This window comes from Paenibacillus sp. RC21 (genome assembly GCF_044907935.1).
GTDB lineage: Bacteria > Bacillota > Bacilli > Paenibacillales > Paenibacillaceae > Paenibacillus > Paenibacillus terrae_A.
Map to the genome: position 1 here is coordinate 810,444 of NZ_JBIYCS010000002.1, position 23,607 is coordinate 834,050.

20 protein-coding genes are annotated in these 23,607 nt (G+C 48.6%); 3 read left to right on the forward strand and 17 right to left on the reverse strand.

What is annotated here, in order from left to right; all coding sequences use genetic code 11:
- Positions 1-4 precede the first annotated feature (4 nt).
- Positions 5-487 carry a helical membrane plugin domain-containing protein gene (locus ABIA61_RS08960; RefSeq protein WP_404580588.1) on the forward strand — a complete coding sequence of 161 codons (483 nt, stop codon included), beginning with the start codon at positions 5-7 and terminating at the stop codon, positions 485-487.
- Positions 488-516: 29 nt separating this feature from the next.
- A complete protein-coding gene (locus ABIA61_RS08965; protein WP_404580589.1) occupies positions 517-795 on the forward strand; it encodes a hypothetical protein in 279 nt (92 codons plus the stop codon).
- Positions 796-864: 69 nt separating this feature from the next.
- On the opposite strand, the gene ABIA61_RS08970 is transcribed toward ABIA61_RS08965, so the two are convergent.
- From ABIA61_RS08970 to ABIA61_RS09025, 12 genes are all read right to left on the reverse strand, one after another.
- Positions 865-1,254: a hypothetical protein gene (locus tag ABIA61_RS08970; protein WP_404580590.1), complete on the reverse strand. Its 390-nt coding sequence runs from the start codon at positions 1,252-1,254 to the stop codon at positions 865-867.
- A gap of 234 nt (positions 1,255-1,488) precedes the next feature.
- Positions 1,489-1,842: a hypothetical protein gene (locus ABIA61_RS08975; RefSeq protein WP_283652622.1), complete on the reverse strand. Its 354-nt coding sequence runs from the start codon at positions 1,840-1,842 to the stop codon at positions 1,489-1,491.
- A 126-nt stretch (positions 1,843-1,968) separates the two neighbouring features.
- Complete coding sequence (kdgT, locus tag ABIA61_RS08980; protein ID WP_283652623.1) at positions 1,969-2,970, reverse strand: 2-keto-3-deoxygluconate transporter; 1,002 nt, start codon at positions 2,968-2,970, stop codon at positions 1,969-1,971.
- Between the two features lie 48 nt (positions 2,971-3,018).
- Positions 3,019-4,026, reverse strand: a complete 1,008-nt coding sequence (locus ABIA61_RS08985; protein ID WP_283652624.1) for a tripartite tricarboxylate transporter substrate binding protein — start codon at positions 4,024-4,026, stop codon at positions 3,019-3,021.
- A gap of 130 nt (positions 4,027-4,156) precedes the next feature.
- On the reverse strand, positions 4,157-6,577 hold the full coding sequence (locus ABIA61_RS08990; protein ID WP_283652625.1) for an AraC family transcriptional regulator: 2,421 nt from the start codon (positions 6,575-6,577) through the stop codon (positions 4,157-4,159).
- A 188-nt stretch (positions 6,578-6,765) separates the two neighbouring features.
- Positions 6,766-8,430: a methyl-accepting chemotaxis protein gene (locus ABIA61_RS08995; protein WP_283652626.1), complete on the reverse strand. Its 1,665-nt coding sequence runs from the start codon at positions 8,428-8,430 to the stop codon at positions 6,766-6,768.
- A 28-nt stretch (positions 8,431-8,458) separates the two neighbouring features.
- On the reverse strand, positions 8,459-9,463 hold the full coding sequence (locus ABIA61_RS09000; protein WP_283652627.1) for a BMP family lipoprotein: 1,005 nt from the start codon (positions 9,461-9,463) through the stop codon (positions 8,459-8,461).
- A gap of 229 nt (positions 9,464-9,692) precedes the next feature.
- Entirely contained in the window at positions 9,693-10,283 is a 591-nt protein-coding gene (locus ABIA61_RS09005; RefSeq protein WP_283652628.1) for a restriction endonuclease, read from the reverse strand.
- A gap of 167 nt (positions 10,284-10,450) precedes the next feature.
- Positions 10,451-11,860: an aspartate ammonia-lyase gene (gene aspA / locus ABIA61_RS09010; RefSeq protein WP_014282606.1), complete on the reverse strand. Its 1,410-nt coding sequence runs from the start codon at positions 11,858-11,860 to the stop codon at positions 10,451-10,453.
- A 198-nt stretch (positions 11,861-12,058) separates the two neighbouring features.
- The gene (locus tag ABIA61_RS09015; RefSeq protein ID WP_283652629.1) at positions 12,059-12,589 is read right to left on the reverse strand and encodes a GNAT family N-acetyltransferase; all 531 of its coding nucleotides are present in this window, start codon (positions 12,587-12,589) and stop codon (positions 12,059-12,061) included.
- A gap of 113 nt (positions 12,590-12,702) precedes the next feature.
- A complete protein-coding gene (locus ABIA61_RS09020; protein WP_283652630.1) occupies positions 12,703-13,104 on the reverse strand; it encodes a VOC family protein in 402 nt (133 codons plus the stop codon).
- A gap of 111 nt (positions 13,105-13,215) precedes the next feature.
- On the reverse strand, positions 13,216-16,584 hold the full coding sequence (locus ABIA61_RS09025; protein WP_404580591.1) for an S-layer homology domain-containing protein: 3,369 nt from the start codon (positions 16,582-16,584) through the stop codon (positions 13,216-13,218).
- A 185-nt stretch (positions 16,585-16,769) separates the two neighbouring features.
- On the opposite strand from ABIA61_RS09025, the gene ABIA61_RS09030 reads away from it, so the two are divergent.
- Positions 16,770-17,933, forward strand: coding sequence for an aminotransferase A (locus ABIA61_RS09030; RefSeq protein ID WP_404580592.1), 1,164 nt, complete (start codon positions 16,770-16,772; stop codon positions 17,931-17,933).
- Between the two features lie 519 nt (positions 17,934-18,452).
- Here the strand turns inward: ABIA61_RS09030 and ABIA61_RS09035 are convergent.
- The 5 genes from ABIA61_RS09035 to ABIA61_RS09055 form a co-directional block, all read right to left on the reverse strand.
- Positions 18,453-19,526 carry an ABC transporter substrate-binding protein gene (locus ABIA61_RS09035; protein ID WP_283652633.1) on the reverse strand — a complete coding sequence of 358 codons (1,074 nt, stop codon included), beginning with the start codon at positions 19,524-19,526 and terminating at the stop codon, positions 18,453-18,455.
- A complete protein-coding gene (locus ABIA61_RS09040) occupies positions 19,523-20,344 on the reverse strand; it encodes an ABC transporter permease (protein ID WP_025685655.1) in 822 nt (273 codons plus the stop codon). The genes ABIA61_RS09035 and ABIA61_RS09040 overlap by 4 nt, the downstream gene beginning before the upstream one ends.
- Positions 20,334-21,146, reverse strand: coding sequence for an ABC transporter permease (locus tag ABIA61_RS09045; protein ID WP_044647357.1), 813 nt, complete (start codon positions 21,144-21,146; stop codon positions 20,334-20,336). Before ABIA61_RS09045 ends, ABIA61_RS09040 begins: the two co-directional genes overlap by 11 nt.
- Entirely contained in the window at positions 21,136-22,245 is a 1,110-nt protein-coding gene (locus ABIA61_RS09050; protein ID WP_044647358.1) for an ABC transporter ATP-binding protein, read from the reverse strand. The genes ABIA61_RS09045 and ABIA61_RS09050 overlap by 11 nt, the downstream gene beginning before the upstream one ends.
- A gap of 74 nt (positions 22,246-22,319) precedes the next feature.
- Positions 22,320-23,456: an N-acetyldiaminopimelate deacetylase gene (locus tag ABIA61_RS09055; protein ID WP_404580593.1), complete on the reverse strand. Its 1,137-nt coding sequence runs from the start codon at positions 23,454-23,456 to the stop codon at positions 22,320-22,322.
- Positions 23,457-23,607: the final 151 nt, after the last annotated feature.

Here is a 23,607-nt window from a genome sequence, read left to right on the forward strand (position 1 = left end):
ACTCATGGCTAAGCCTATTTCAATCGTGCGAAAACGTGTGTTGACAGAAGAAGAACGACAAAAGCAATCGCTGGATCAGCTTACTGCTGATCTGGCGGACAACGGGGTGGCATTGCAGAAGACGCTCGAAATTGTGCGTGAGCTGCACGATAGTGGTCTTCTCGAAGCGGCTCAGTCTATGCTGAAAGCCAAGGAAAGCATCGCCAAAATTGCTGTAGGACAAGCGACGCGCAAGCCTGTGACGAATATCATCAACAATTTGATGGGAGCAGCCGGCATGCTGTCCGAGGTCGACCCCGAGCTGATGAAAAAGCTGGTGGGCAGCGTCACTACGGGCCTGAACGAAGCCGAAGAGCATTTAAAACAGAACAAAAAGACCCGCCTGCGCGATCTCATGAAGGCCATGAATGATCCGGATGTAAACCGGGCGATGGGTTTTGGGATTCATTTTCTCAAAGGGCTGGGGAAAAGCTTGTCCGATAAGTAGCTGAATATAGCGTGGAGGTGGATACAGAGTTGCAAGATTATATTCAACGCTATCAGCAGGAGGACGATCAGGAATGCCTTCAGCTATTGCTGGAGCATTGCTGGCCTTATGTGGAGACTTTGATCGGGGAGCTTACCACAACAACAGAAATGAATGAGGACATAGTCAGGGAGCTTCGGAAAAAAGGAAAGACGCGCTTCCCTTTTATCATGAGTAAATATCAGTTGGAGGTTCAGCTTCCACTCCAAACGTTCCTTTATAATACGTATCGGTTTTACTTTCGGCAGGTGCTTAACGGCCAAGGATAACAACAGTAAAAGAGAGCTGGCCCCACCACAAACGGGAGTCAGCTCTTTTCCTCTTCCTTTGATACATCCCTACAACCGAACCTCCCTGCCTTGTCTCTCCGTCAAAAATTGCAACAACCAAATACTATAATTGATAAAAACCAGCGTAAAACTAATGACCGAAAACAGCGGAATTGTATGTAAAATGGTAGCATAAACGATCCAAATCAACTGAACCACCAGCAGACAAATACGGAGGATTGTATTGTTGTTTGTTTCCTTGGGGAATAGCAATGTTTTCACATGTATAGAGTAGCCGTTACGATGAAGTAGATGAGCGAAAATTAGGATATGTAGAATGAGGTGAACAACAAAAGCAATGAAGGCAAACACGATACCCGCGGCAAATAAAGCAAGTCCATTTTCCAGATCAGAAAATTCGTCCGCAAGCTCCGGTAACTGCCACATCCAGTACAACATGAATCCATAACAGGAAGCCAACGCAACTAAAATTGAGAAAACATATAAAAATACTTTACTGACAGCAGTCTCCATGTTCAATGTATACTTCCTCCGTCTCAACCAACTTTTACTAGAGTACACCACTCCAAAGCTATCACGCAAATTGGAAAGGCGAAAAAGGCTATTCGGACGCATACCGAATAACCTTTCTGAGGCTACAGCACTTTGTAAAGTAACGCTATGATCTACATTTTATTTTTTATCCACCTGTAATAGGGTCACCGTTTTGAGAGAAACAGCATCTTTTAATTGCTCCTCTGCGATGACCTTGAGTTTAAGCAAACTGGCAATCTTCGAAGTATCCGGTTTGGAAAACAAGCGCCATAGCTGCGGATCAGGCAGTGAATCATACAGCTTGGTATGGTCGTATTCCTTACGGTGCTGCTGTACAACTTTAACGCGATAACTGCCAATTTCCCAATCTGCCACTCCCTGTTCCGCACAATGAGCTGTAATGTCATTACGCAAATCAGTCAGTTCACCCTCAATTTCTTTTTGCTTCTGCTTTAACTGATAGTAGCGACGCACCTTGTTTTCCAATTCCATCACGCTCCTCTGCTTACATATGTATGTTTGCAGTAGCGTTTTAGGACAAGTTTGTGATGTTAGGATATAAGACGTATCTGCAAAAGCATTTCCCGGGTAATGGAGAGACTAAAGATCATCCGAGCTTTATTTAGGCACATTGGCACCTGGGTTTACAGGCCCCGCTCCTTTGGATTCTTCCTTATGTTTCATATATTTGGCCCAGTAAGCCGTGAGAATAGGTACCAAAATAGAGGTAACGATGACCGAAGCAGCAACTAATGCTGTTGCTGATTGTGCTACTGGCAGAAATTCTGGCTTTATATTGGCCACAATGACCGGATTCGCTACCGCTGCACCTGCCGTGCTGGAGGCTGCGATTCCCGCAGTGCCGTTGCCACCGCCGATATATTTGTCTGCCAGGATGAGCGGAATGCCTGTAATGATAATAACGAAAATACCTAATATTATTCCGAGCAAGCCTGTTTGGGCAATGACACTCAGGTCGATGGAACAACCCAGTGCAAAACCGAAGAAGGGAATAAGGGCATGCGTGGCGTTACCAAAATATTTACGGAAATCATGGTCCAAATTGCCCAGTGTGAACCCGACCAAAAATGGCAATACCGCCCCCACAAATGTCTGCGGCTCAAAAACGGCCAGTCCGGTACTGCCCAAAATAAGCATGGTCACTAATGGACCGGATTCCAGCGACATCAGTACGAATGCCCCCGCCTCTTCCTTGGAACCATATTGCTGCATAATGGAGGCGTATAGCCCACCATTCGTCATATCCATGGAGGAAATCAGCGCCAATACCGACAGTCCGGCAAAAAGCCCGCTTTCCACGCCACCGACGGGCAGCAGTTTAGACGCAATGATCGCCACCACCCAAGCGACTGCAATTTTAGTCAATACGAGTGTACCTGATTTACGCAATACGGTACCTGTAGCTCGTACATCAATCGAAGCTCCCATACAAAAAAACCACACCGCCAAAATCGGTACCGTCCCAGTCATTAGGCCCTTGGTGAACGATCCAAAGTAGTCCCCGGCCCAAGGCATAAAAGTATGAACCAATGCGCCTATAAACAGCGGCACCAGCATAATGCCCCCTGGAATTTTATCAATGTTTTGTTTGATTTTCATAACTTCATTCAACCCTTTCGTTTTTGCCAGTGCAAAAACAAGGCCGTTTTACTTGCGGCTCAAGCCAAGTTCGGGAATCAGTCTTGCAAAAGTGTCATGGCTTTCCTTCAACTGTCGTGCGAATGCTTCTGCATCCTTAACACGTAGTCCCAATCCATGCCTACGCATTTCTTCCCTGAATTTCTCCTCTTTCGTCCCCTTGATCAGTGCGTCCGCCAGGGTTTGAGCAATCTCATCCGGCGTATCCTTGGGCACAGCCAGCCCTCTCCAAGTCCCGATAAAATGTACACGCAGCCCAGTAGCCTGCTGTAACGTAGGCACATTTGGAAACGCTTCCGAAATGGTGTCTGCCTGTATCGCCAGTATGCGCAGCTTCCCTTGGTCCACATACTTTTTCACTTCCGCAGGACTGACCGGCACAGCATCCACGAAGCCGCTCATCAACGCTGAAACGGCTGGCCCTGCTCCCTCATAAGGGATATGGGTAAAGCGGACTCCGCTTTTTTGCTCCAGCATCGCAGCAGCAAGGTGCCAGATGCTCCCTGTGCCTGCATTGCCCATTTTCAGCTTGCCGGGATGAGCATGAGCGTCCTCCAGAAATGCTTCGGCCGTCGTCCAGGGCGCGTCCGCTCTAACCGTGATGGCAGAAGGGTCCATATTGGTTTGGACCAGCGGTTTAAAGCGCTCATAGGTGAGGGGCAGCAGTCCCAGATGTGGCAGTGTGGTCAGCTCCGCAACCAGATACGTTACAGTGTAACCGTCCGCCTGCGCCTCAGCCCCTTCCATCAGCCCGACCGAACCGCCTCCACCCGTCCGGTTAACGACGATGATCGGCTGTCCGAGATGCTTTTCGGCGGCTTTCGCCAATGCTCTTGCCGTGATATCCGTCCCGCCACCCGCCGCATAAGGAACGACGAGGGTAATAGGCTTCACAGGAAATGCACCACTGTGGTCATGCAAAGCGTGTTGATCCACATATTCACTGATACTCAAGGCAGAAAGAAAAGCCACTCCCGCCGCAACCAGCACATATTTTTGCCATGGCTTGTTCTTCATTACGTTTCCTCTTTTCCGAAAAATGAACTGGGCCAGTCACGCACCCGTTTTCACCCCCAGACGTTTTCAGCCATGATTTTTGCGTTTACATGAAGTCAATGTACCGCAACGCGGGGGCTACAGCTATCGCTTAATCTTCGAATTTATCTTCCAAATTCCCAAAATGTCGACCTTTTGGCGGATCTGCATATCCATTGGAACATCTGTTGATTTCCCTGAATTTCCCAGGAGTCACTTGTTTATGTTTGCGGAATACACGGATAAAGCTGTTTTCATTACGGTATCCGACCTGATCTGCAATCTCTGCAATTTTCAGATGTGTTTCACACAGTAAAGCGCACGCTTTTTTCACTCGCAAACCAGTCAAGTAGTCGTATACGGTGCTGCCTGTCTCTTCCTTGAACATACTGCTCACTGATGACACGCTCATATGGACCTGATCTGCAATTTCCTGAAGCCCGATATTTAAATGCAAATGATGTTCCATGTAATCCATCATCTCCTGTACACGTACAAATTCCTTGGACTGTCTGTGTCCAGTAAGCTTTTCCCCGATATCAGCCACAATCGAAAACAATTGCTTCTCCATATCTGAAAGATCAAGCGTCAGAATCTGATTCCAGTGGTAATCGACCAGCTGATCCGGCGGCGTCACACTATGAGTCATGCACCATTTCAGCAATTCCTCCATCAACTCATGTACAGACAAGTACACCTGCATCGGAGAGGTCCTGTGAAGACGAAGTTCTTCTCCCCATTGACTGGTCAGCTTTATACTTGCTCCGGCTTCCTGTGACTCTATGGCACGAATGATTTCCACATTCCGGTTTCCCGCCGCTGATGAGACGTGAGCGCCCTCCCTCATGCTGTCCGTACTCATATGCGAACGTCCATATCCCTCATACAAACGCAAACCAAGGGCTTCTTTCCCCTTTACGAATGACTGACGTAACTCATGGATATCGGAGAATGCAGGACCCATTCCTATGGAAATAGTCAGGGGAAGATGCTCATCCACAACCTGAATCAGCCTGTCTGCGCTTTTGCGGAGCAGAATGCTGTCTGTGACATCGGCATCAGCCCCAGTCTCAGTCACAGTTATAGCTTCATCTTCGCTCTCACTTAACTGTAGTAGTACAACGAACCCGCTTTCCTCATCTGGCGCGCTTACCGCCTTCCAGTGAGGTTCAAGCCATTCCAGCAAAATATTATTCAGCGCATATTTGAGCAGCATTTTATCCTCCTCTGGAAAGCTTGCTGCCCAAGTAGAATACCGATCAATCGACACGATCATCACAGCCAAAGAGCTACCGTCCCAATCGGAAAAATACTGCTCCCATTTCATACGCATTTCCTGTATGCCCATTCTACGCTGGATGACATCTTCAATATATTTGGAACGTAGCTCCGGTAAACTTCGCTCCACCACCAGTGATTTGCGATGGAACTCCCCAACCAGCTTGCCAATGACCGGCTCCAGATCATACAATCCACCTTGACGCGTTCCTTTGTAGCCTGAATTCAGCAGGCTATTAATTCTTTTCATAGGGCGAAACGCCGCATAATTGTAATAGTAAACCGCTGAGCAACCCGCCAGTATAGAAATAAAGGCCAACCACAACATCATGTTGCGGGCCAGCTTAACATGTTTCAGCAGCTTGTCCATAGGAACAAGCGATACCAGACGCCAGCCCGTCACATCGGAAAAAGTCTGGTTCGCCATATACTCCATCCCCCCTACCTCCACATAAGCATAGGGGCTCACATCCAATTCTTTCAAAACCCTGTCCATTTCGTTTAAGGGCACTGAAGATTTTAACTTGGGATAGATCAGTTCGCCCTCCAGATCGTACACATATTGCGAGTTGGATAAATGAATATACAGCTTGGAGAAAAAGCGATCGTAATCCAGATCGACCAGCACCGCACCGATGACCCGCCCATCCTTTACCACGGGTCTTGCCAGCGAAAGCAGTTCTACCGTTCCATTTTCATGATTCGTGCCGTACCATCTTCGCTTAATCAGTAATGGCTTCCTTTGAATGTCCCGAATCCAGGGAACCCAAGTCGTATCCGGTGCTTGGTCCCAATCAGGCAAGTAGCCGTATTCGCTGGATACGAGAGCATGATTTTCAAAAGAAATAACTTCAACCGAATGAATCTCTTCATGCGAAGAAAGGGCTTTCAAATATTTTTGAAGCCGTTTGATGACGGAAGCGTTGTTTGATAGCGATTTTTCATCCGTTTGCAAACGTGCAAATGCCTCAACATCCCGGGAATAGGCCGCATCCAGCGCCTTATTATCGGACTCACGAAATGCCCTATTAGTCACATCCAGATTAATTTGCAGCAGTTCTATGTTTGGTGTGTTTAATTCAGTATCCAAACCCTTGCGGTATCCCGAATACGATAGCAAGCCGATCACACTAATAATGAGTGATACGCTTAGTGTGAGCAGCAGAATCAGCCTTGTCTGTTTATTTTTCAGGATCAATCGAAGCTTTAATCGTAGCATTCCCGTAACTTCATCCTTCCGGACTTCGTTTTCCATGATCTCTTGCCAACAACGTATGGGCTAAAATATACTCCCTAAATCTATTTGACGTAAGTTGTGGAATTCCCTGCCTATTAACTCTACAAAGAACAATAAAAAATTTACTATTATTGTAAAAAGACGATTTTAATAAAGAAAAAGCCTCCCTTCATGAGGTAAGGCTTCTTCTTCGGGTTTCGTGTTGCTTAGCCTGTTTTTTCCACCTGAAAACGATCTAGCTCTCGTTGCATCTCCTCACGAATCTGACGAAGCTCTTTCACCTTCTCAGTCGATTCCTCAAAGGAACGCTTCTGCTCCACCGTGGAGGCGGTAATCTCTTCGCTGCCTGCGGCGGATTGCTGGGTAATTGCGCTGATGTTCTCAATAGCTTGCTGTACCTGTATGCTCAGTTCCCGAGATACATTCATATCCGCTGACAGCTTGCTGACTTGGCTGGCAATTTGCTGTACTTTACCGCTAATCTCAGTGAACGATTCCCCGGTAGACGAAGTCGCCTTCTCCTGCTCACGGAACAGCTCCTGACTTTGTGTCACAGAGGTCTTCACCTTATTCATTGCCTGCGTAATGCCCTCGACAGCGGTATAAATTTGCTTCACAGCCGACTCCGATTGATTCGCCAGCTTTTTGACTTCATTGGCAACGACAGCAAAGCCTTTTCCAGCCTCACCCGCGCGCGCAGCCTCAATTGAAGCATTCAAGGACAGCAGCGACGTCTGACTGGCAATCTCGGATACATAGCCGGTCATGGTTGTAATCTCGGCTGCATTGGCCTCCAGCTCCTTGACCGTCTGCTCCACCTCGGACATCGCTGAACGATTTTCTGCTACAATGCGTAGCTGATCGCTCATCACACGTGTACCTTGCTCAATGACACGCAATGCGTCTTCGCTATATGTAGAGGACTGCTTGGTCTCCAACAAATTCGCTTCAAACTTCTGCTGCATCTCATCCACAACGCCAACGGTGGTCGACAGATCCTCGGCAATCTTTTGGCTACCAATCGCCAGTTCCTCTGTCGAGGTGCTAACTTGCGTCACGATTTCCTTCATGGCCTCATTATGCTGGTCAATATCCCGAGCCATCAGATCAACACGATTCCCCGACTGGTCAATAGAGAGCACAATGTTACGCAAGTTCCCGATCATGAACCGGAACGATTCGTTGAGCTCGTCCAGCTCATCACGTCCCTTCGTTTGCGCGAGCTGCACCGTCAAATTCCCATCGGCAATTTGCTTCGCGGCATCCGTCAACTTGCGGGTTCTGAGGGCAAGTTGCCTGGATGTATATGTATTATATAGCCCCACCGCCACCAGAAGCAGAACAGCGCCTACCAAGGCCAATTGCCAAGTAAAGCGGATACTCTTGGTCAATTCCTCTGTATATTCGTCATAACGCGCTTTCGTTAGAATATCCAGCATGAACACATCGTTCTGGATACCCTGTACACGCATCGCATTACGTTTGGATTCAGGGCTGCTTCCCGTGCTCATCGCTTTATCCGTCGCAACCTTCAGTTCGCTAAATTTTGTTTTAACGGTATTCAGGCGTTTTTGCTGCGCTTCGGTCTGCATCATGCCTTGCGAAAGCAAAGTAATCGTTTTTTCCGCCTGACCCAGTTGATTTTGCACATCCGTTTTATTGCTCTCTGTCATGGAAGAAGAGTAGTTTTGCAGCGCCTGTCCTGACTGAATCAAATAAGCATTGAGCTGCTGTACATTCAGCATAGCTGGAACGAGACTACTGCTTTGCGAGTTGATACGGATCAATTGAAAAATAATATAGGCCACTAAAGCCAGGCATGCGATCAGGGAAACCATCGCGTTAAGCACCAGTTTACCTTGCAGTTTCATCAGGAATCATCCTCCGTTTTACGAAAATTTATTGGGTGGGCACAGTAAGACTGCCGGACTTGACCTGTCCCTTCAAGTCATCCAGCAGCTTTTGCTGATCCGGGTTCAATGTCAAAACACGAATAGGCGCCAAACCGATGCCTTCTTTCGCAAGACCGAACACCATATTCTGGTCCGTAAATTTTCTTTGATGATCTGCAAAGCTTTTAACTGCTGTATATATGGCGATATCCACATTTTTAATCATCGAGGTCACTACTGCTTTTTCCGCAATGAAAAACTGGTCGCTGTCGACCCCGATTGCGAACTTTTCCTGCTTTTGTGCCTCCTGTAACGCACCTACACCTGTAAGACCCGCCGCCGCATAGATCACATCAATTCGATCCTGATTGATCATATCGCGTGCAATCTCCGTGCCCAGCTCCGGCTTGCCGAAATCTCCCGCATACGTAGCAGTAACCTGTGCATCAGGCTTAACGGAGCGAACCCCTTCCCGATATCCGGCCTCAAACTTTTTCAACAGCGGAGACTCCACTCCCCCGATAAAGCCTACCTGATCGGTACGGCTCGCCATTCCTGCAACAACCCCTGCCAAAAAGCTGCCCTCTTCTTCTTTAAAAATAATGGAAGCCACATTCGGTAAATCGGATTTTTCATCTACAATTACAAATTTAAGATCCGGATATTTTTTCGCAACGGTTTCCAAACTTTCTTTCACCATGTACCCCAGCCCGATAATCAAATCGGATTTTTCTTGAACAAGCTGTTCAAAAGCAGCATCATATGTTTTGGTCTCGGAAATTTCCCGATATTCAAAAACGATTTTCCCCTCGTCCCGCGCCTTGGCCAAGCCCCGAAAAGCCGCGTCACTGTAAGATTGGTCGCCCAGACCAATATCTGACAATACTATTCCCACCTTAATCGGCTGCGCCTTGTTTTGTGCTACTGGCTGCCCGCATGCACCCAGCAATAAAACAAAAATAGTGACAATGGGAACCCACCTCAATGTTAATAACTGAACCTGTTTCTTCATGACATATCACCTCAGCATAATTTGCAAATCCCCAACATCTTTATATCGGTTATAAAGTCATTTTTTTTCATAAGATTTTCTGTAAATTCATTGTAAATAAAGAATTATAGTTTGGTTATATTTACTATTTTATATATGGAGTCTCTTATAAATGCAGGCATCATGTTAAAAATAAAAGGGACTGAACTACCAGGCTTCATCTCGTCGCCTGGTAGTTCAGTCCCTTTTATCATTTGCTCCTGCTCCATTTGGAGGCAATCACGTCGGCTTTACTTTCTATTAGATTCATGACCTCCTCACGATGTTTAGCCTTGAACAGATCAATCATGTCCACCAGATCGCCGCGATCCAATAGCTTAACTCCGTTAACAGCAGCGAGTGTTTTACAGGATTCCGTGTAGCGTCCGGAAGTGATAACGACAGACTTGTCTGCCGCATAATAACGCATGGAGGTGTAAATTTCCTGCACTGCGCCCAAACCGACCGGATTTTGTACTGCATAACGCTTGGCCTGAATCACGACTCTGACACCTTCACGGTCTGTAAAAACCAGATCCGCTCCAAAATCGCGGCTACTGGTCGTTTTGTAGATGTCCTTATAGCCGAGCGCAGATAACAACCGTTGCAAATAAAGCTCAAATTCCGAGCCATCCTCCATGCGGTCTATATCCTGAATCCCGATTTTTCGCGGGTCCAGATCACGTAAAATCCGATTTCTGCGCCGACGTATCAGTCCTCTGATGATGAGTACAAGTAACAGTAGTAGTATAATGAATCCTATTCCTAATTCCTTATATGCCGATAATTGCTCCAGCAGCATTCCTCTTCCCCTTTTCTACAATAGGCGTGCAGCGGTCGGTGTATTCTCCTTAGCAGGGCATTCCACATCTCACGCTGACACCGTGTTACACAAGGACAGCCCCGCCGGATTCGACGGGGCTGTCTTCATTTTGCCTCAAAGCTGCCTGCATTCTAAACTCCGCACTATTATTCCCTATTCAGCAGCGACTCTCCGGCAATACCCGGCTGAGTCATTTGATACGGGTCCAAAATAATGTCCAGCTCTTCCTCAGTCAGTACATTATACAACAGACACAACTCGCGTACCGATTTGCCAGTTGTAATCGCCTCACGGGCGATGCGTGATACGACCTCATATCCGAGGTGGGGATTGAGCGCGGTAATAATGCCTACGCTGTTTTCGACATATTCACGACACCGCTCCACGTTCGCTTCAATTCCGTCCACGCAATGAATGCGGAAGACATGAAAGCCCTGCTTCATAATTTCCAGCGATTGCAGCAGGTTGTAGACAAGCACAGGCTCCATCACATTCAATTCTAGCTGACCAGACTCGGAAGCGAGACAGATCGTATGATCATTCCCAATGACCTGAAAAGCAATCTGGTTGATGACCTCACACATTACCGGATTTACCTTACCCGGCATAATAGATGAACCCGGCTGACGGGCGGGCAGACTCAGCTCTCCGAGACCAGCACGCGGCCCCGAGGCCATCAGGCGAATGTCATTTGCTACCTTGGACATATTCATCATGCAAATTTTTAACGCGGCAGACACTTCCGTATAAGCATCCGTGTTTTGAGTGGCATCGACGAGATTTTCGTCAGCCTCTACAGGGAAACCACTTACTTCCGCTAGCACCTCCGCGACACGCTGAATATAACGGCGATCTGCGTTCAAGCCGGTGCCCACCGCAGTTGCGCCCATATTGACTGTCAGCAAATGCTGCTTCGTGGCACGGACACGTCCGATATCACGACCCAACACACGCGCATAAGCCTGAAACTCCTGTCCCAGCCGGATCGGTACTGCATCCTGCAAGTGAGTTCGGCCCATTTTAATCACACTGTCAAACTCTTTCGCCTTACGTGAAAACGCCTCCTGAAGCTCACTCATGGTGACCAACAGCTTGTCAATCATACTTAGAACAGCCAGATGGACAGCCGTAGGAAAAGCGTCGTTTGTCGATTGCGCCATGTTGACATGGTTGTTAGGACTAATCTCCTGATAATCTCCACGCTGCTTGCCGATCAGCTCCAACGCCCGGTTCGCAATCACTTCATTTGTATTCATATTAATGGACGTGCCTGCGCCGCCCTGAATCGGATCGACGATGAAATGGTCGTGCAACTGTCCTTGAATCACCTCGTCAGCTGCCTGAATAATGGCCTCCGCCTTAGGACGATGCAAGCGGGTCAGCTCCATGTTTACCGTTGCTGCTGCTTTTTTGACGATCGCCATGGCTTTAATCAGCTCAGGATGAAGCCGTTGGCCGGTAATTGGGAAATTCTCTTTTGCCCTCAGTGTTTGTACACCGTAATAGGCGTCTGACGGCACTTCCTTGGTACCTAGAAAATCATGCTCCAGCCTCATATTCATCGATTCCTCCGCTATATATACTACGATCTTCAATCCAGACCGCCGAATTGGCATAAAGAGAACCTTTAGACGGTCTCCATTTCATTATACGTTCCCATTCCCTTGCTTTTCCAGTCGAATAGCGGAAAAAGCATATTAAATCGTATAACAAGCTATTATTACCTGTATATAACACAGTTATTCGCCAAATACTCAGCAACGGCTCAGGTACGGATTTAGTGGTTTGTAATAAAATCGGGTAGCGTGCAGGTGACCGTCAGCCGATTGGGCATACCCTGGAATCACGCCCGCTTCCACAAATCCGTTAGATTCGTATAGCTTATTGGAAGGATCGCCCACCCTCGTATCCAGCACCATCAGCGTTCTGCCCTGACGCAGCGCCTCCTCTTCCGCAGCCTGCATCAGTTGACGCGCAATCCCAAGCCTGCGCCCAGACGGATGCACCATGAGCTTCGCAATTTCCGCACGGTGAGTTGCGTTGGCCTTTGTAGCCAAATGGAGCTGCACAGTTCCCACAGGCACACCGTCCTTCTCCGCAATCCACAGGACTACACTATCCTGAAGGACACTCTTCCAATAAGCTACTGCTTCCTGATAAGCCATTGGCGGTAAAAATCCAATAGAAGCACCGTCCGCCACCACATCGATCAACAGCCGGGTCAGTGTATCTGTCAGTGCATCGTTCAGAGCTTGAACGGGATAGACTGCTATTTCATTAGACATGGTGATTCCTCCCCGGTGATGTTGATAATAATAAAGAAAGCAAACCATCCTTTAAGGATCGCTTACTTTCCATGGTGTTACTTTAATTTCTGTATGTCTAGCTTTATTTCATCTTATTGCTCTGCCATATAAAAGAGCTCCCACAGGTGCCCATCTATATCCTGAAAGCTCCATCCGTACATAAAGCCGTGATCCTGAGGTTCGTTTGAAGGCTTGCCGCCCGCTGCCAGAGCCTTGTGGACAATTTCGTCCACCTTTTCTCGACTCTCCACCGATAAGGCAACAATCGCTTCTGTTGTTTTCGTTGCATCCGAAATTTCTTTTGTAGTGAATGCTTTAAAACGCTCTTCAACCAGCAACATAACAAATATTTGCTCACTGACAATCATACAGGTTGCATGCTCATCGGTGAACTGCGCGTTAAATTCAAATCCGATTGCTGTGAAAAAATCAATGGACTGTTGCAGATTTTTTACTGGTAAATTCACAAAAATTTGTTTGGCTGTTACTGCCATGACATTTCACCTCTTCATCAGTTATAAAATCAAATTTTCATGCTGCTTCTCCAACAAAAGATAACTTAACTACCGCAGAAAGTCAATCAATCTGACATTTCAATCATTATACTACTGTTCCCAATTCAACTTATCCAGAGTTCGAGATAATACAGCCGCTGCTTCTGCCCTCGTCACCGATGCAGCTGGAGCAAAACGTCCCTTCTCGTCTCCCTTCATAATACCTAAGCCGGACAGCGTGTTGACAGCCGGAGCTGCCCATGTAGAAATGGCTTGTGCATCCGATAATGACGCTGAGGCACTTCCTGCCGCTGTATCTTCCGCAGTCCCGGCGAAGCGCAGGGCTCGCTCTACAATCACAGCCAGCTCCTCCCTCGATACCGGAGCATCAGGTCTGAAGCTGCCGTCTGCATAGCCATTGATCAGTCCAGCAGCGGCTGCGGTACGCACCGAATCCGCATACCACAATTCCGATTGTACATCGTCAAAGCCCTTCACCATGCGATCTGAATGCTCCAGTCCAAGCATACGAACCAGCAGCGTAGCCAGCTCCGAGCGTTGTACCTGACCATTCGGCTTAAAGCGTACGTTCGATAAACCCATCTCACCAGTCTCATGAGCGGTGAACGCTGACTGATTTGCCCCTGCCACAATCAGACGAGTTGCCAAGCGTGAAATGTCCTGCTGCGCCCAATGACCGGAAATATCGCTAAACGATCCGCTTGCATTAGCTTCTCCGCCATCCAGCACGACATAGGTTCCACCCGAACGTCCATACACAGTCAGTTCCTCGCCAGAAGCGGTAAACGGAACCGGATGATAGGACAACTGTCCGGCTTGGTTGGTGGATACCTTCACTACAGCAAGTTGGCTCATATCTACCGTTGCGGGAACACGTAGCAGATAACGTTCATACCCTTTACCGGAATTATGGCTACCTGCCAACGGCTGCTTGCGTCCATCTTCGCTTCGTAACTCCGCCACAACATCCACAGCCTGCACCAGCTTGCGCCCTGCCGGAATATCTGTGCGATTAGTCAATCCTTCGTTCAGCGTAACCGTAAAGCTCAGGGAAATCTGTTGTACAGGCACCTGCCAGGTGTCAGTCAGCTTTTGAACAGACAAACGACCTGTTGCTACTTCATATCCTCCCTGTGGCGTTTCTACTCGCAGGGTGTGAATACGGTCATTCAAAACAGCACCCAAAGCATCTCCGTTTAGATTCACTTCGAATAGCTTAGCATCCGCCTGCTCCCCTGCACGGACTACGAGCGTACCGTTCGCCCCGTTCCGAATCGCATTTAGTATGTCAGCGGCTGGTACCTGTGCGACTGCTCTTTTCAGTCCGTTTTGCTCTGTTACTATGGACTTGGCTTGCACCACATTAACGCCTGACGAACCGTTACCATTCTGCCCGCTATTCGCAGTCTCACCCTGTCCGTTATTCGTCGTTCCACTCGCGTTACCACTACTATGGTTCCCGGTGTTGTTGCTGCCATTGCTCTCCTGCTGATCATCGTCATCATCTTTATTCCGACCACTCTCGCCATCTGTTGGCGGTTCCACTGTTTGGCGTGGCAAGCCAATTTGAGCAACCAATGGATCATGATCACTTACCCGCCCGTCCGCCGCGCTAAAATCCGCATTGATATGAACAATATCCAGCACGGATGATTCACTTATGGACGGACTGACCAACAAATGATCCAGTGTTTGCGAATTCCCCTCATAAATATACGAATACCGCTCCTTCTCATCCAGCTTATCTACCAGATTCGTCAATTCCTGTCCCCGGACCAAAGCGAGCGTTTCGGAAAATTGAAAATCATTTAAATCTCCCAATACGACGATATTCGCCTGATGGTTTTGAGCCAGTACCGACTTCACAAAACCATTCACAATCGTTGCAATCTTCGCCCGCTGTATTTCGCTGCTTCGTACGGGTGGCTGAATCCCTCCGAATGGCGCCAGATCGCCCCCTTTGGAATTAAAATGGTTCGCGATCACGATCACCTGCTGACCGTCAAACTCAAATTCAGCAGCCAACGGCTTTCGTGAGTATTCAAATGCCTCATTCAGCGGATCAATACGACCGGGATTGAGTGAAAGCCCCTGCTCTCCATAGGTCACAGATGTAACCGAATCTCCCTTCGGCTTGTCCATCAGCGTGACACGTTGCGGATTGTAGAGGAAGCCGACCCGGATATTGCCGCCAGGAGCGCCGCCATCCTTATTATTTTCAGGTGCTATATCTGTAAAAGCATACTCCGGTCCTCCATGAGCACGAATCGCCTCAATCAGCACCCGAAAGCTTTCCGAAGCATCTGTGGTGCCGTCATCCTTCTCACCGTTATTGTCCTGAACCTCTAACAGTCCTACAATATCCGGGTGGTTCAAATTCACGGCGATGGCCTGTCCGAGCTGATCAATCCGTTTTCCATCACCGGGATCGAAATTTTCCACGTTAAAGGAAGCGACCGTCAGCTTACGATCATCCTGTACCAGACGTGTGTTGGCTGGCTGGAGACCCCCTGACACAATATCCGGCAGACGCTCCGGCAACAGCTTGAAATTGCTAAAGCTATAGCTCACAATTCCCGTGATGGGACCCGCAAAACGATCCCCTGTTTTCAACGGAACCGAAGGTTTGGCGTCGATCAAAATCCGCTGCGGATTCAGACTTTCTTCGGTCAGCATCAAGCCGCCTGCTTCGGTCAATACCTCGCCTGTGTTCGCCCCGTTATCAATCCTGACCGGGATTTCATAACCATAAGGGCCGATGACTCGTGCATCCTTCAACTCTACGCGCATAGCCTCCAGACTTTCGAAAAAGTCCAATCCATCCTCCTGCGGATCAAACACCGTCATTCCGTCATTATCCACAACAGATGTCGGCATCACACGCCCCTCTTTTCCAAGCAAAATCGGAGATGGCAGTGGACGGTCCTTGGCGATCACCGAAACCGAAGAAGCTACAATTTCCGTGGTCGTCAGGTCAACTGGCTTGCTAGCATAGGTTCTTTCCGTATATTCCTTCACAGAGCCGCTTACCCATACCTCATCCCCAACCTGCACACCGCTGCCAGGCTTGTACACTAAAATGGCCTCGGATGTTTTTTCATCCTGATCCACCTTATCGTCCGCCTCCTGCATAAAGAAGCTGCTTCCCTTCACCATCGTCACTATTCCTTCAACATCCGTTACCTTTTTCCCCTCATAAGGTGAACGATGGGCTGCTCCCTGTATATCATGGATACGGAGCTTATCCGGCACATAGACATCTACGTATACACTTGTCCCAACAGACGTGGGTGATGATTGCACCTCCGTTTCTACGATAGGCGCTGGTTCTGCTGAAGCTTTTCCATCGGACAGTAACCCCAGCCCTCCACCCGACAGCACCAGTGCCACACTGAGCCATGCGACCCCAAACCTTTTTAATTTCCTGGGTAACGTTACTGCTATGTATTCTTGTTTCATTAAAAGACGCGCTCCTCCCAATTTTAGCTATGATCACGCTTACAATATATATTCCATGTTTAAACATACCATAAAATAGTCAAACCAGTACCTGAATTATGTAAAATGAATGCTTCCCGCCGTAGCATAATCTGATCAAATTATTGTAAACTTGTTCTAATACAGAAAAAGGTGGCACATACGCTATGGAGCACTTGCTTAACGATCAGGTTAAAAACATTCAAATCAGCGGCATCCGCAAGATTGCCAATAAAGTTGCCGCATTGCCCGGAACCCTATCCTTAACGATTGGGCAGCCGGATTTCCCTACCCCTCCGCATATTATGGAAGCCGCCCACCAGGCGATTAACGAAGGACGCACCTCCTATACGCCAAATCCGGGACTGCCCGAACTGCGAGAAGCGGCAGCAGCGTTTGTAGCCCATAAATACGGACTGAATTACCGTGGACAGGATGAGGTTATCGTAACGAACGGAGCCAGCGAAGCGCTGGACATTACCCTGCGCACCATTTTGTCACCCGGTGACGAGGTCATTTTGCCTGTGCCCATCTACCCCGGATACGAGCCATTGATCCGCTTGTCAGGTGGGGTGCCAGTGCTGGCTGACACCCGCAATAGCGGTTTTAAGCTAACTGCTGAGGTGCTGGAGCCTTATTTGACCGAACGGACGAAAGCCGTCATCCTCGGATATCCTTCGAACCCAACCGGACGAGTGATGAGCCGCGAAGAGCTGGAAGCCGTCGCAGATTTGCTGAGAGACCGTGATCTGTTTATCATTTCAGATGAGATATACAGCGAACTGATTTACGATGCGTCACACGTGTCTATTGCTGCCCTTCCAGGCATGCGGGAACGCACCATCGTCATCAACGGCCTGTCCAAATCGCACTCCATGACGGGCTGGCGGATTGGTTTTACGCTTGCACCCGCTGCAATTACACAGCATATGGTTAAGGTTCATCAGTACAATGTGACCTGCGCCAGCTCGATCAGCCAATATGCTGCACTGGAAGCCTTGACCGTCGGTGTCGACGATGCACTTCCGATGCGCAAGGAATACCGCAAGCGCCGTGACTATGTTCATGGAAGGCTAATCGACATGGGCATTCCACTTGAAAAGCCCGAGGGAGCCTTTTATCTATTCCCTTCCATCGCCCATTTTGGCTTAAGCTCGATGGATTTCACCCTGAAGCTGCTGGAAGAACATGGGGTGGCTGTCGTGCCCGGAGATGCCTTTTCCTCCTATGGCGAAGGATACATTCGGTTGTCCTATGCTTACGGACAGAATGTGTTGGAACAGGGATTGGATAAAATAGAAATGTTTGTTAAAGGAATTGTGAGGAGTTAAGGTGGGGGAGGCGCTTCGCGGTCCATTTGATCTTCCGATCGCTGTTGCAGGGGGATTCTTTGGATTGTGTAAGACATTTAGAGGTAAGAATCCCCCTGCAAAGGCGAACGCTGCCGCTTCTCCAGATTCAAATGGCCCGCTTCGCTACTACCCGCCTTAAAGTCCCACAAGTCTCTAACGTGTGTGGGGCAGCAGGGTCAAAAACAATACTCACCGCTTTGCACGGTGAGTAAAATAAAATAGGCCCTTGAATCTCCTCCTACCAGGAGATTCAAGGGCCTGTTCGTTCTCCGACTACTCCCTCACCGTCGGCGTAGGATTCATGGATGCTAGCTTTAAGCATGGCGCAGCGGAGGGGGCGGAATGGTGCTGGACAAGCGAAGCGTTCGCCTTTAAATTCCGATTTTCACCTTTATACTTCAAATCAAAAAAATCGGAATTTAACAGCGATGGGAAGCACCATCCGCTCCCGCAGCGGCCTCTAAAGCTCAAAACCTGAATCCACGCGCCGCCGCTCTCTTATTTTAAATGCATTTTGAATTGCAGGAACAATTCATTGTAATGAGCCAGCATCCGCTTGCCCAGGTTGTCGTAGACCTCCAGCTTATCCGTAATTTCAGATGGTGGATAGAAGCGCTCGTCACCGGATATATCCTCTGGCAACAGCTTCTTTCCATCCTCGTTAGGTGTGGAATAGCCTACAAATTCGGCATTTTGGGCGGCTACATCAGGCTGCATCATAAAATTGATGAACTTATGGGCCGCGTCCACATGGGTGGCGGTTTTCGGAATAACCATGTTATCAAACCACAGGTTGGAGCCTTCATCCGGCACGATGTAATCCAGCTTGTCGTTCTCATCCATGATTTCGGACGCATCGCCGGACCACACAACCCCGGCAGCAGCTTCCTCGTTTGCCAGCAGCATTTTAATCTCGTCACCGACAACGGCCTTGACATTGGGCGCTAATTTCTCCAGTTTCGCTAAAGCCTGCTGCAAATGCGCCTCATTCGTATCGTTCAAGGAATAGTGGAGGCTGTTCAGCGACATACCCACGACTTCCCTCGCACCATCGACCAGCAGGAGGTTGTTACGCAGCTTTGGATTCCACAGACCATCCCAGCTATGAAAATCAATGCCCTTCGTTAGCTCCGGGTTGAACACAATCCCAACCGTACCCCAAAAATACGGCACAGAGTATTGGTTTTTCGGGTCAAACGAAAGGTTCAGAAAATGAGCATCCACATGCTTCAAATTCGGCAGCTTGCTGTGATCCAGCGGGAGCAACAGGTGCTCCTGCTTCATTTTAGCCAGAGCATATTCCGAAGGAACCGCTACATCAAACGATGTTCCTCCCTGCTCAATTTTCGTCAGCATCGCCTCATTGGAGTCAAACGTCTGATAAATGACGGTAATCCCCGTCTCCTTCTGGAACCTTGCCAGCAGCTCAGGGTCGATATAGTCTCCCCAGTTGTATACCGTCAGCGTATTGCCACCGGAATAGCCTTGACTGGAATTGAGCCATGCCGCCACCCCCATCAGACCGAACGAAATGATAAAAATCGACAGAAACACGCGCACAAGCGACTTCATCTAGGTACCCCCATTTCCGCCGCAGGCTCCTTTTTCCCATTCCGATTCGCCTTGCGCATAATAAAGTAGTACCCCACCACCAACAGCACGGTAAACAGGAAAATGAGCGTGGACAGCGCATTGATAGACAGGGAAACCCCTTGGCGGGCACGCGAGTAAATTTCCACTGATAAGGTCGAATAGCCGCTCCCTGTCACAAAAAAGGTCACCGCAAAATCGTCCAGTGAGTAGGTTAGCGCCATAAAGAAGCCCGCGTAAATCCCCGGCTTGATAAAAGGTAAAATGACCTTGGTTAGCACATCCATCCGGCTGGCACCCAAATCCCGGGCCGCATCCACCAGCGATGGACTCATTTCCTGAAGCCGCGGCAAAATCATAATGACCGCAATCGGCACACTAAATGCAATATGGGACAGCAACACCGAGTAAAAACCCAGCTTGATCCCCACCATCGTGAATAAAATGAGGAAGGATGCGCCAATAATGACGTCCGGGTTCACGATCAGCACATTGTTGAGCGACAGCAGCGTATTTTTGACCCGACGGTTCTGCATCTGGTGAATAGCCAGCGCTCCCATGATGCCAATAATCGTAGCCAGCGCAGAGGACAACAACGCAATGACCAAGGTGTTAATGACAATGATAATCAGCCGAGTGTCTGCAAACACCTCTTTGTAGTATTGGAGCGTAAACCCTTCAAATTGGTGCATCGTCCCGCCACTATTGAACGAATAATACATCAAGTACAAAATAGGTGCATACAGCACAAGAAAAACGAGCACCAAATAAATATTCCCAAACCGGTTCTTATTTGCCATGCCGCACCCTCCGTTTCGTTCCTGAGGTAATCAGCATAATGATTGCCATCGCCAAAATCAGGAACACCGCAACCGTAGAGCCCATACCCCAATCCTGTGTGACCAGAAAATGCTGTTCAATCGCCGTTCCCAATGTAATGACACGGTTGCCCGCAATCAGACGGGTAATCATAAACAGCGACAGCGCCGGGATGAATACCGCCATACACCCGGATCGCACACCAGATAGCGTTAATGGGAAAATAACCCGGCGAAACGCCGTCCACTTGGAAGCGCCCAAATCACGCGCGGCGTCCAGCAGTGAAGGATTCAACCCTTCCAGCGCATTATAGATGGGCAAAATCATAAACGGCACAAAAATATAAACCGATACAAACACAAAGCTGGAGCTGGTAAACAATAATTGCTGACCACCCAATCCGACCAAGCCCAACACAGCATTCACCGGACCATAAGTACCAAAAATCCCGATAAAAGCATATGTTTTAAGCAATAGGTTAATCCACGTCGGCAAAATAATGAGCAACAGCCACAGTTGCTTATGCTTGGTTCGGGTCAGCAAATACGCCGCCGGATAAGCCACTAACAGCGAGAATACTGTAATCAGCAGCGCATACCAAAACGAGCTCAGTGTCATGCTCAAATAGACAGGGGTCAGAAATTGGGCATAGTTGCTGAACGTGAAATGGCCGTCCACATCAAATAACGAATAGTAAAACACAAGCACAACCGGGGCTGCTACGAACAGCACAATCCATAAATAGTAAGGCAGCAGATACGCTGCTCTCGTATTACCGGACATGCTGCTCCACCTCTTCATAGGCCTCCAGACGCCGATCAAATTCTTCCTCTGTTTCCCCGAACCGCATCACGTGGATCGCTTCCGGGTCAAAATGGAGGCCGATTTCACTGCCCAGCTCCGCCTTTTTGGTAGAATGCACCAGCCACTCCTGACCGGAATCATCATAGCAGCTAATTTCATAGTGAACACCACGGAACAACTGGGTATCCACCTTTACTCGCAGTTTGCCCTCTGTAACGGTTGTAATCTCCAAATCCTCTGGTCGAATCACAATTTCAATCGGTTCATTCGGGCGTAATCCTCCATCGACACATTCAAACTGCCGACCATTAAACTCCACCTGATAATCCGCAATCATGCGTCCTGGCACAATATTGGATTCCCCGATAAAATCAGCAACAAACCGATTGATCGGCTCATCATAAATATCATTCGGTGTACCACTCTGCTCGATCTTTCCTTTATTCATAACAAAAATTTCGTCCGACATGGCCAGCGCTTCTTCCTGATCATGCGTTACGAAAATAAAGGTGATTCCAAGTCGCTGCTGCATTTCACGCAAAATATACTGCATTTCTGTCCGCAGCTTCAAATCCAGTGCAGACAGCGGCTCATCCAGCAACAGAACGTCCGGCTCATTGACGATGGCTCGTGCAATGGCGACACGCTGGCGTTGCCCTCCGGACATCTCAGAAATTTCCCGTTCGTCGTAGCCCTCCAGATTGACAAAGGACAATGCCTGCGCAACCTTCTCCTGAATGGCCTTTTTGTTCATCTTTTTGATTCGCAGACCGAAAGCCACATTTTCGAACACATTCAGATGTGGAAATAAGGCATAGTCCTGAAAAACCGTATTGACCTGCCGTTCATTGGCTGGAACACGATTAATCAGCTTGTCATTCAAATAAATCGAGCCTTCCGTCGGCTCTGCAAAACCCGCAATCATACGCAAAATCGTTGTTTTGCCACAACCGGAGGGCCCCAGCAGCGTATAGAATTTACCACGTTCAATCTCAAAGCTGACATCAGCCAGCACCGGTGGATCGTTGTCATATTGCTTGGTCACCCGTTCGAATCGGATGATGGTTTGCTCTCCCATAACACCCTCCCTCAACATTCGACTTCATTCCATTTCATTCACTTCATTAAACCTAATTATTCAGACTATATCATTTAACCTTGGGATTTCCATGTGAAATAGTCTGTCAGCACACGAATCGCCACCCCAATGGCTTCCTCCGCAGGCTCCAGCTTGGCATGATGCAGACCATAAGGCGTATCAACGCCAAGCCAGAACATTAGACCCGGAATCCGCTCCAGAAAATATCCGAAGTCCTCTCCGGTCATCGCTTCACCGCACTCAATGAGCTGTACATCCTGCCGTTCACGGACCCAATTCATAAATTCCTCTGTCACCTTGGCCTCATTGAACACTTGTAAATAATTCGAGCCATAATGAATTTCTGCATGGCATTCAAACCCAGCTTCAACACCGCGCACCAGCGCTTCAATCCTTGATTTGACCAGTGTCATCGTATCGGCTGACAACGTTCGGATCGTACCCTCCAAACGGGCTGTTTCAGCAATAATGTTCTGCTTCGTACCACCGCCGACCTTGCCAATCGTAATGACCGCTGAATCCAGCGGGTTCACATTACGGGCCACAACCGTTTGCAGTTGTCCGACCAACTGACAGGCCGCCACCACCATATCATTCGCTTTGTGCGGATATGCCGCATGTCCGCCTGTACCCTTCAAGTCGATGAAAAGCTCCGACGTATTGGCAAATAGGATGCCCGGGCGAGTCGCAATCGTGCCAACCGGATATTCGGGTGCAACATGCAGCGCCACGATTTCATCCGGGAGCCAGTCTGCCAGCTCGCTGCTGTCCCGCATCGGCAACGCTCCGCCCGGTCCTTCCTCGGCAGGCTGAAACAATACAACCAGGTCATCCTTGATCGGGTGGTTTGCAAAGTGAGAAACAATCCCCAATCCAATCGTCATATGTAAATCGTGACCGCATGCATGCATGTAGCCGGGATGGGTCGAACGGAAATCATAGCCCGTCTCTTCCTCGATTGGCAAACCATCCATATCGCAGCGATATCCATATCGACGTGCAGGAGCCGTTCCATGAATCAACACCAGTACGCCAGTACGCCATGTACGAATGTCCAAATGCTCCTGAGGGAGCGTTGCCAAATAATTCAGCAGATACTGCTGCGTTTTAAATTCCTCAAAGCCAGGCTCGGGGATTTGATGCAAATCCCTCCGTATTTGAACAAAAGAACGATAATCGACCGTGCTCATTCCGCTAATCCGCCTCCTTTATCTAACTCATCAGGCTTATCAGACAAAAGAACAAAAGGACAAAAGCCCGGCGCAGCCGCCGAGCCTTGTCCGTTGTGCTTCGTCCCTAAATTGTGCTGTCAATGTTTCATTCCACTGACAAGGAATCGTT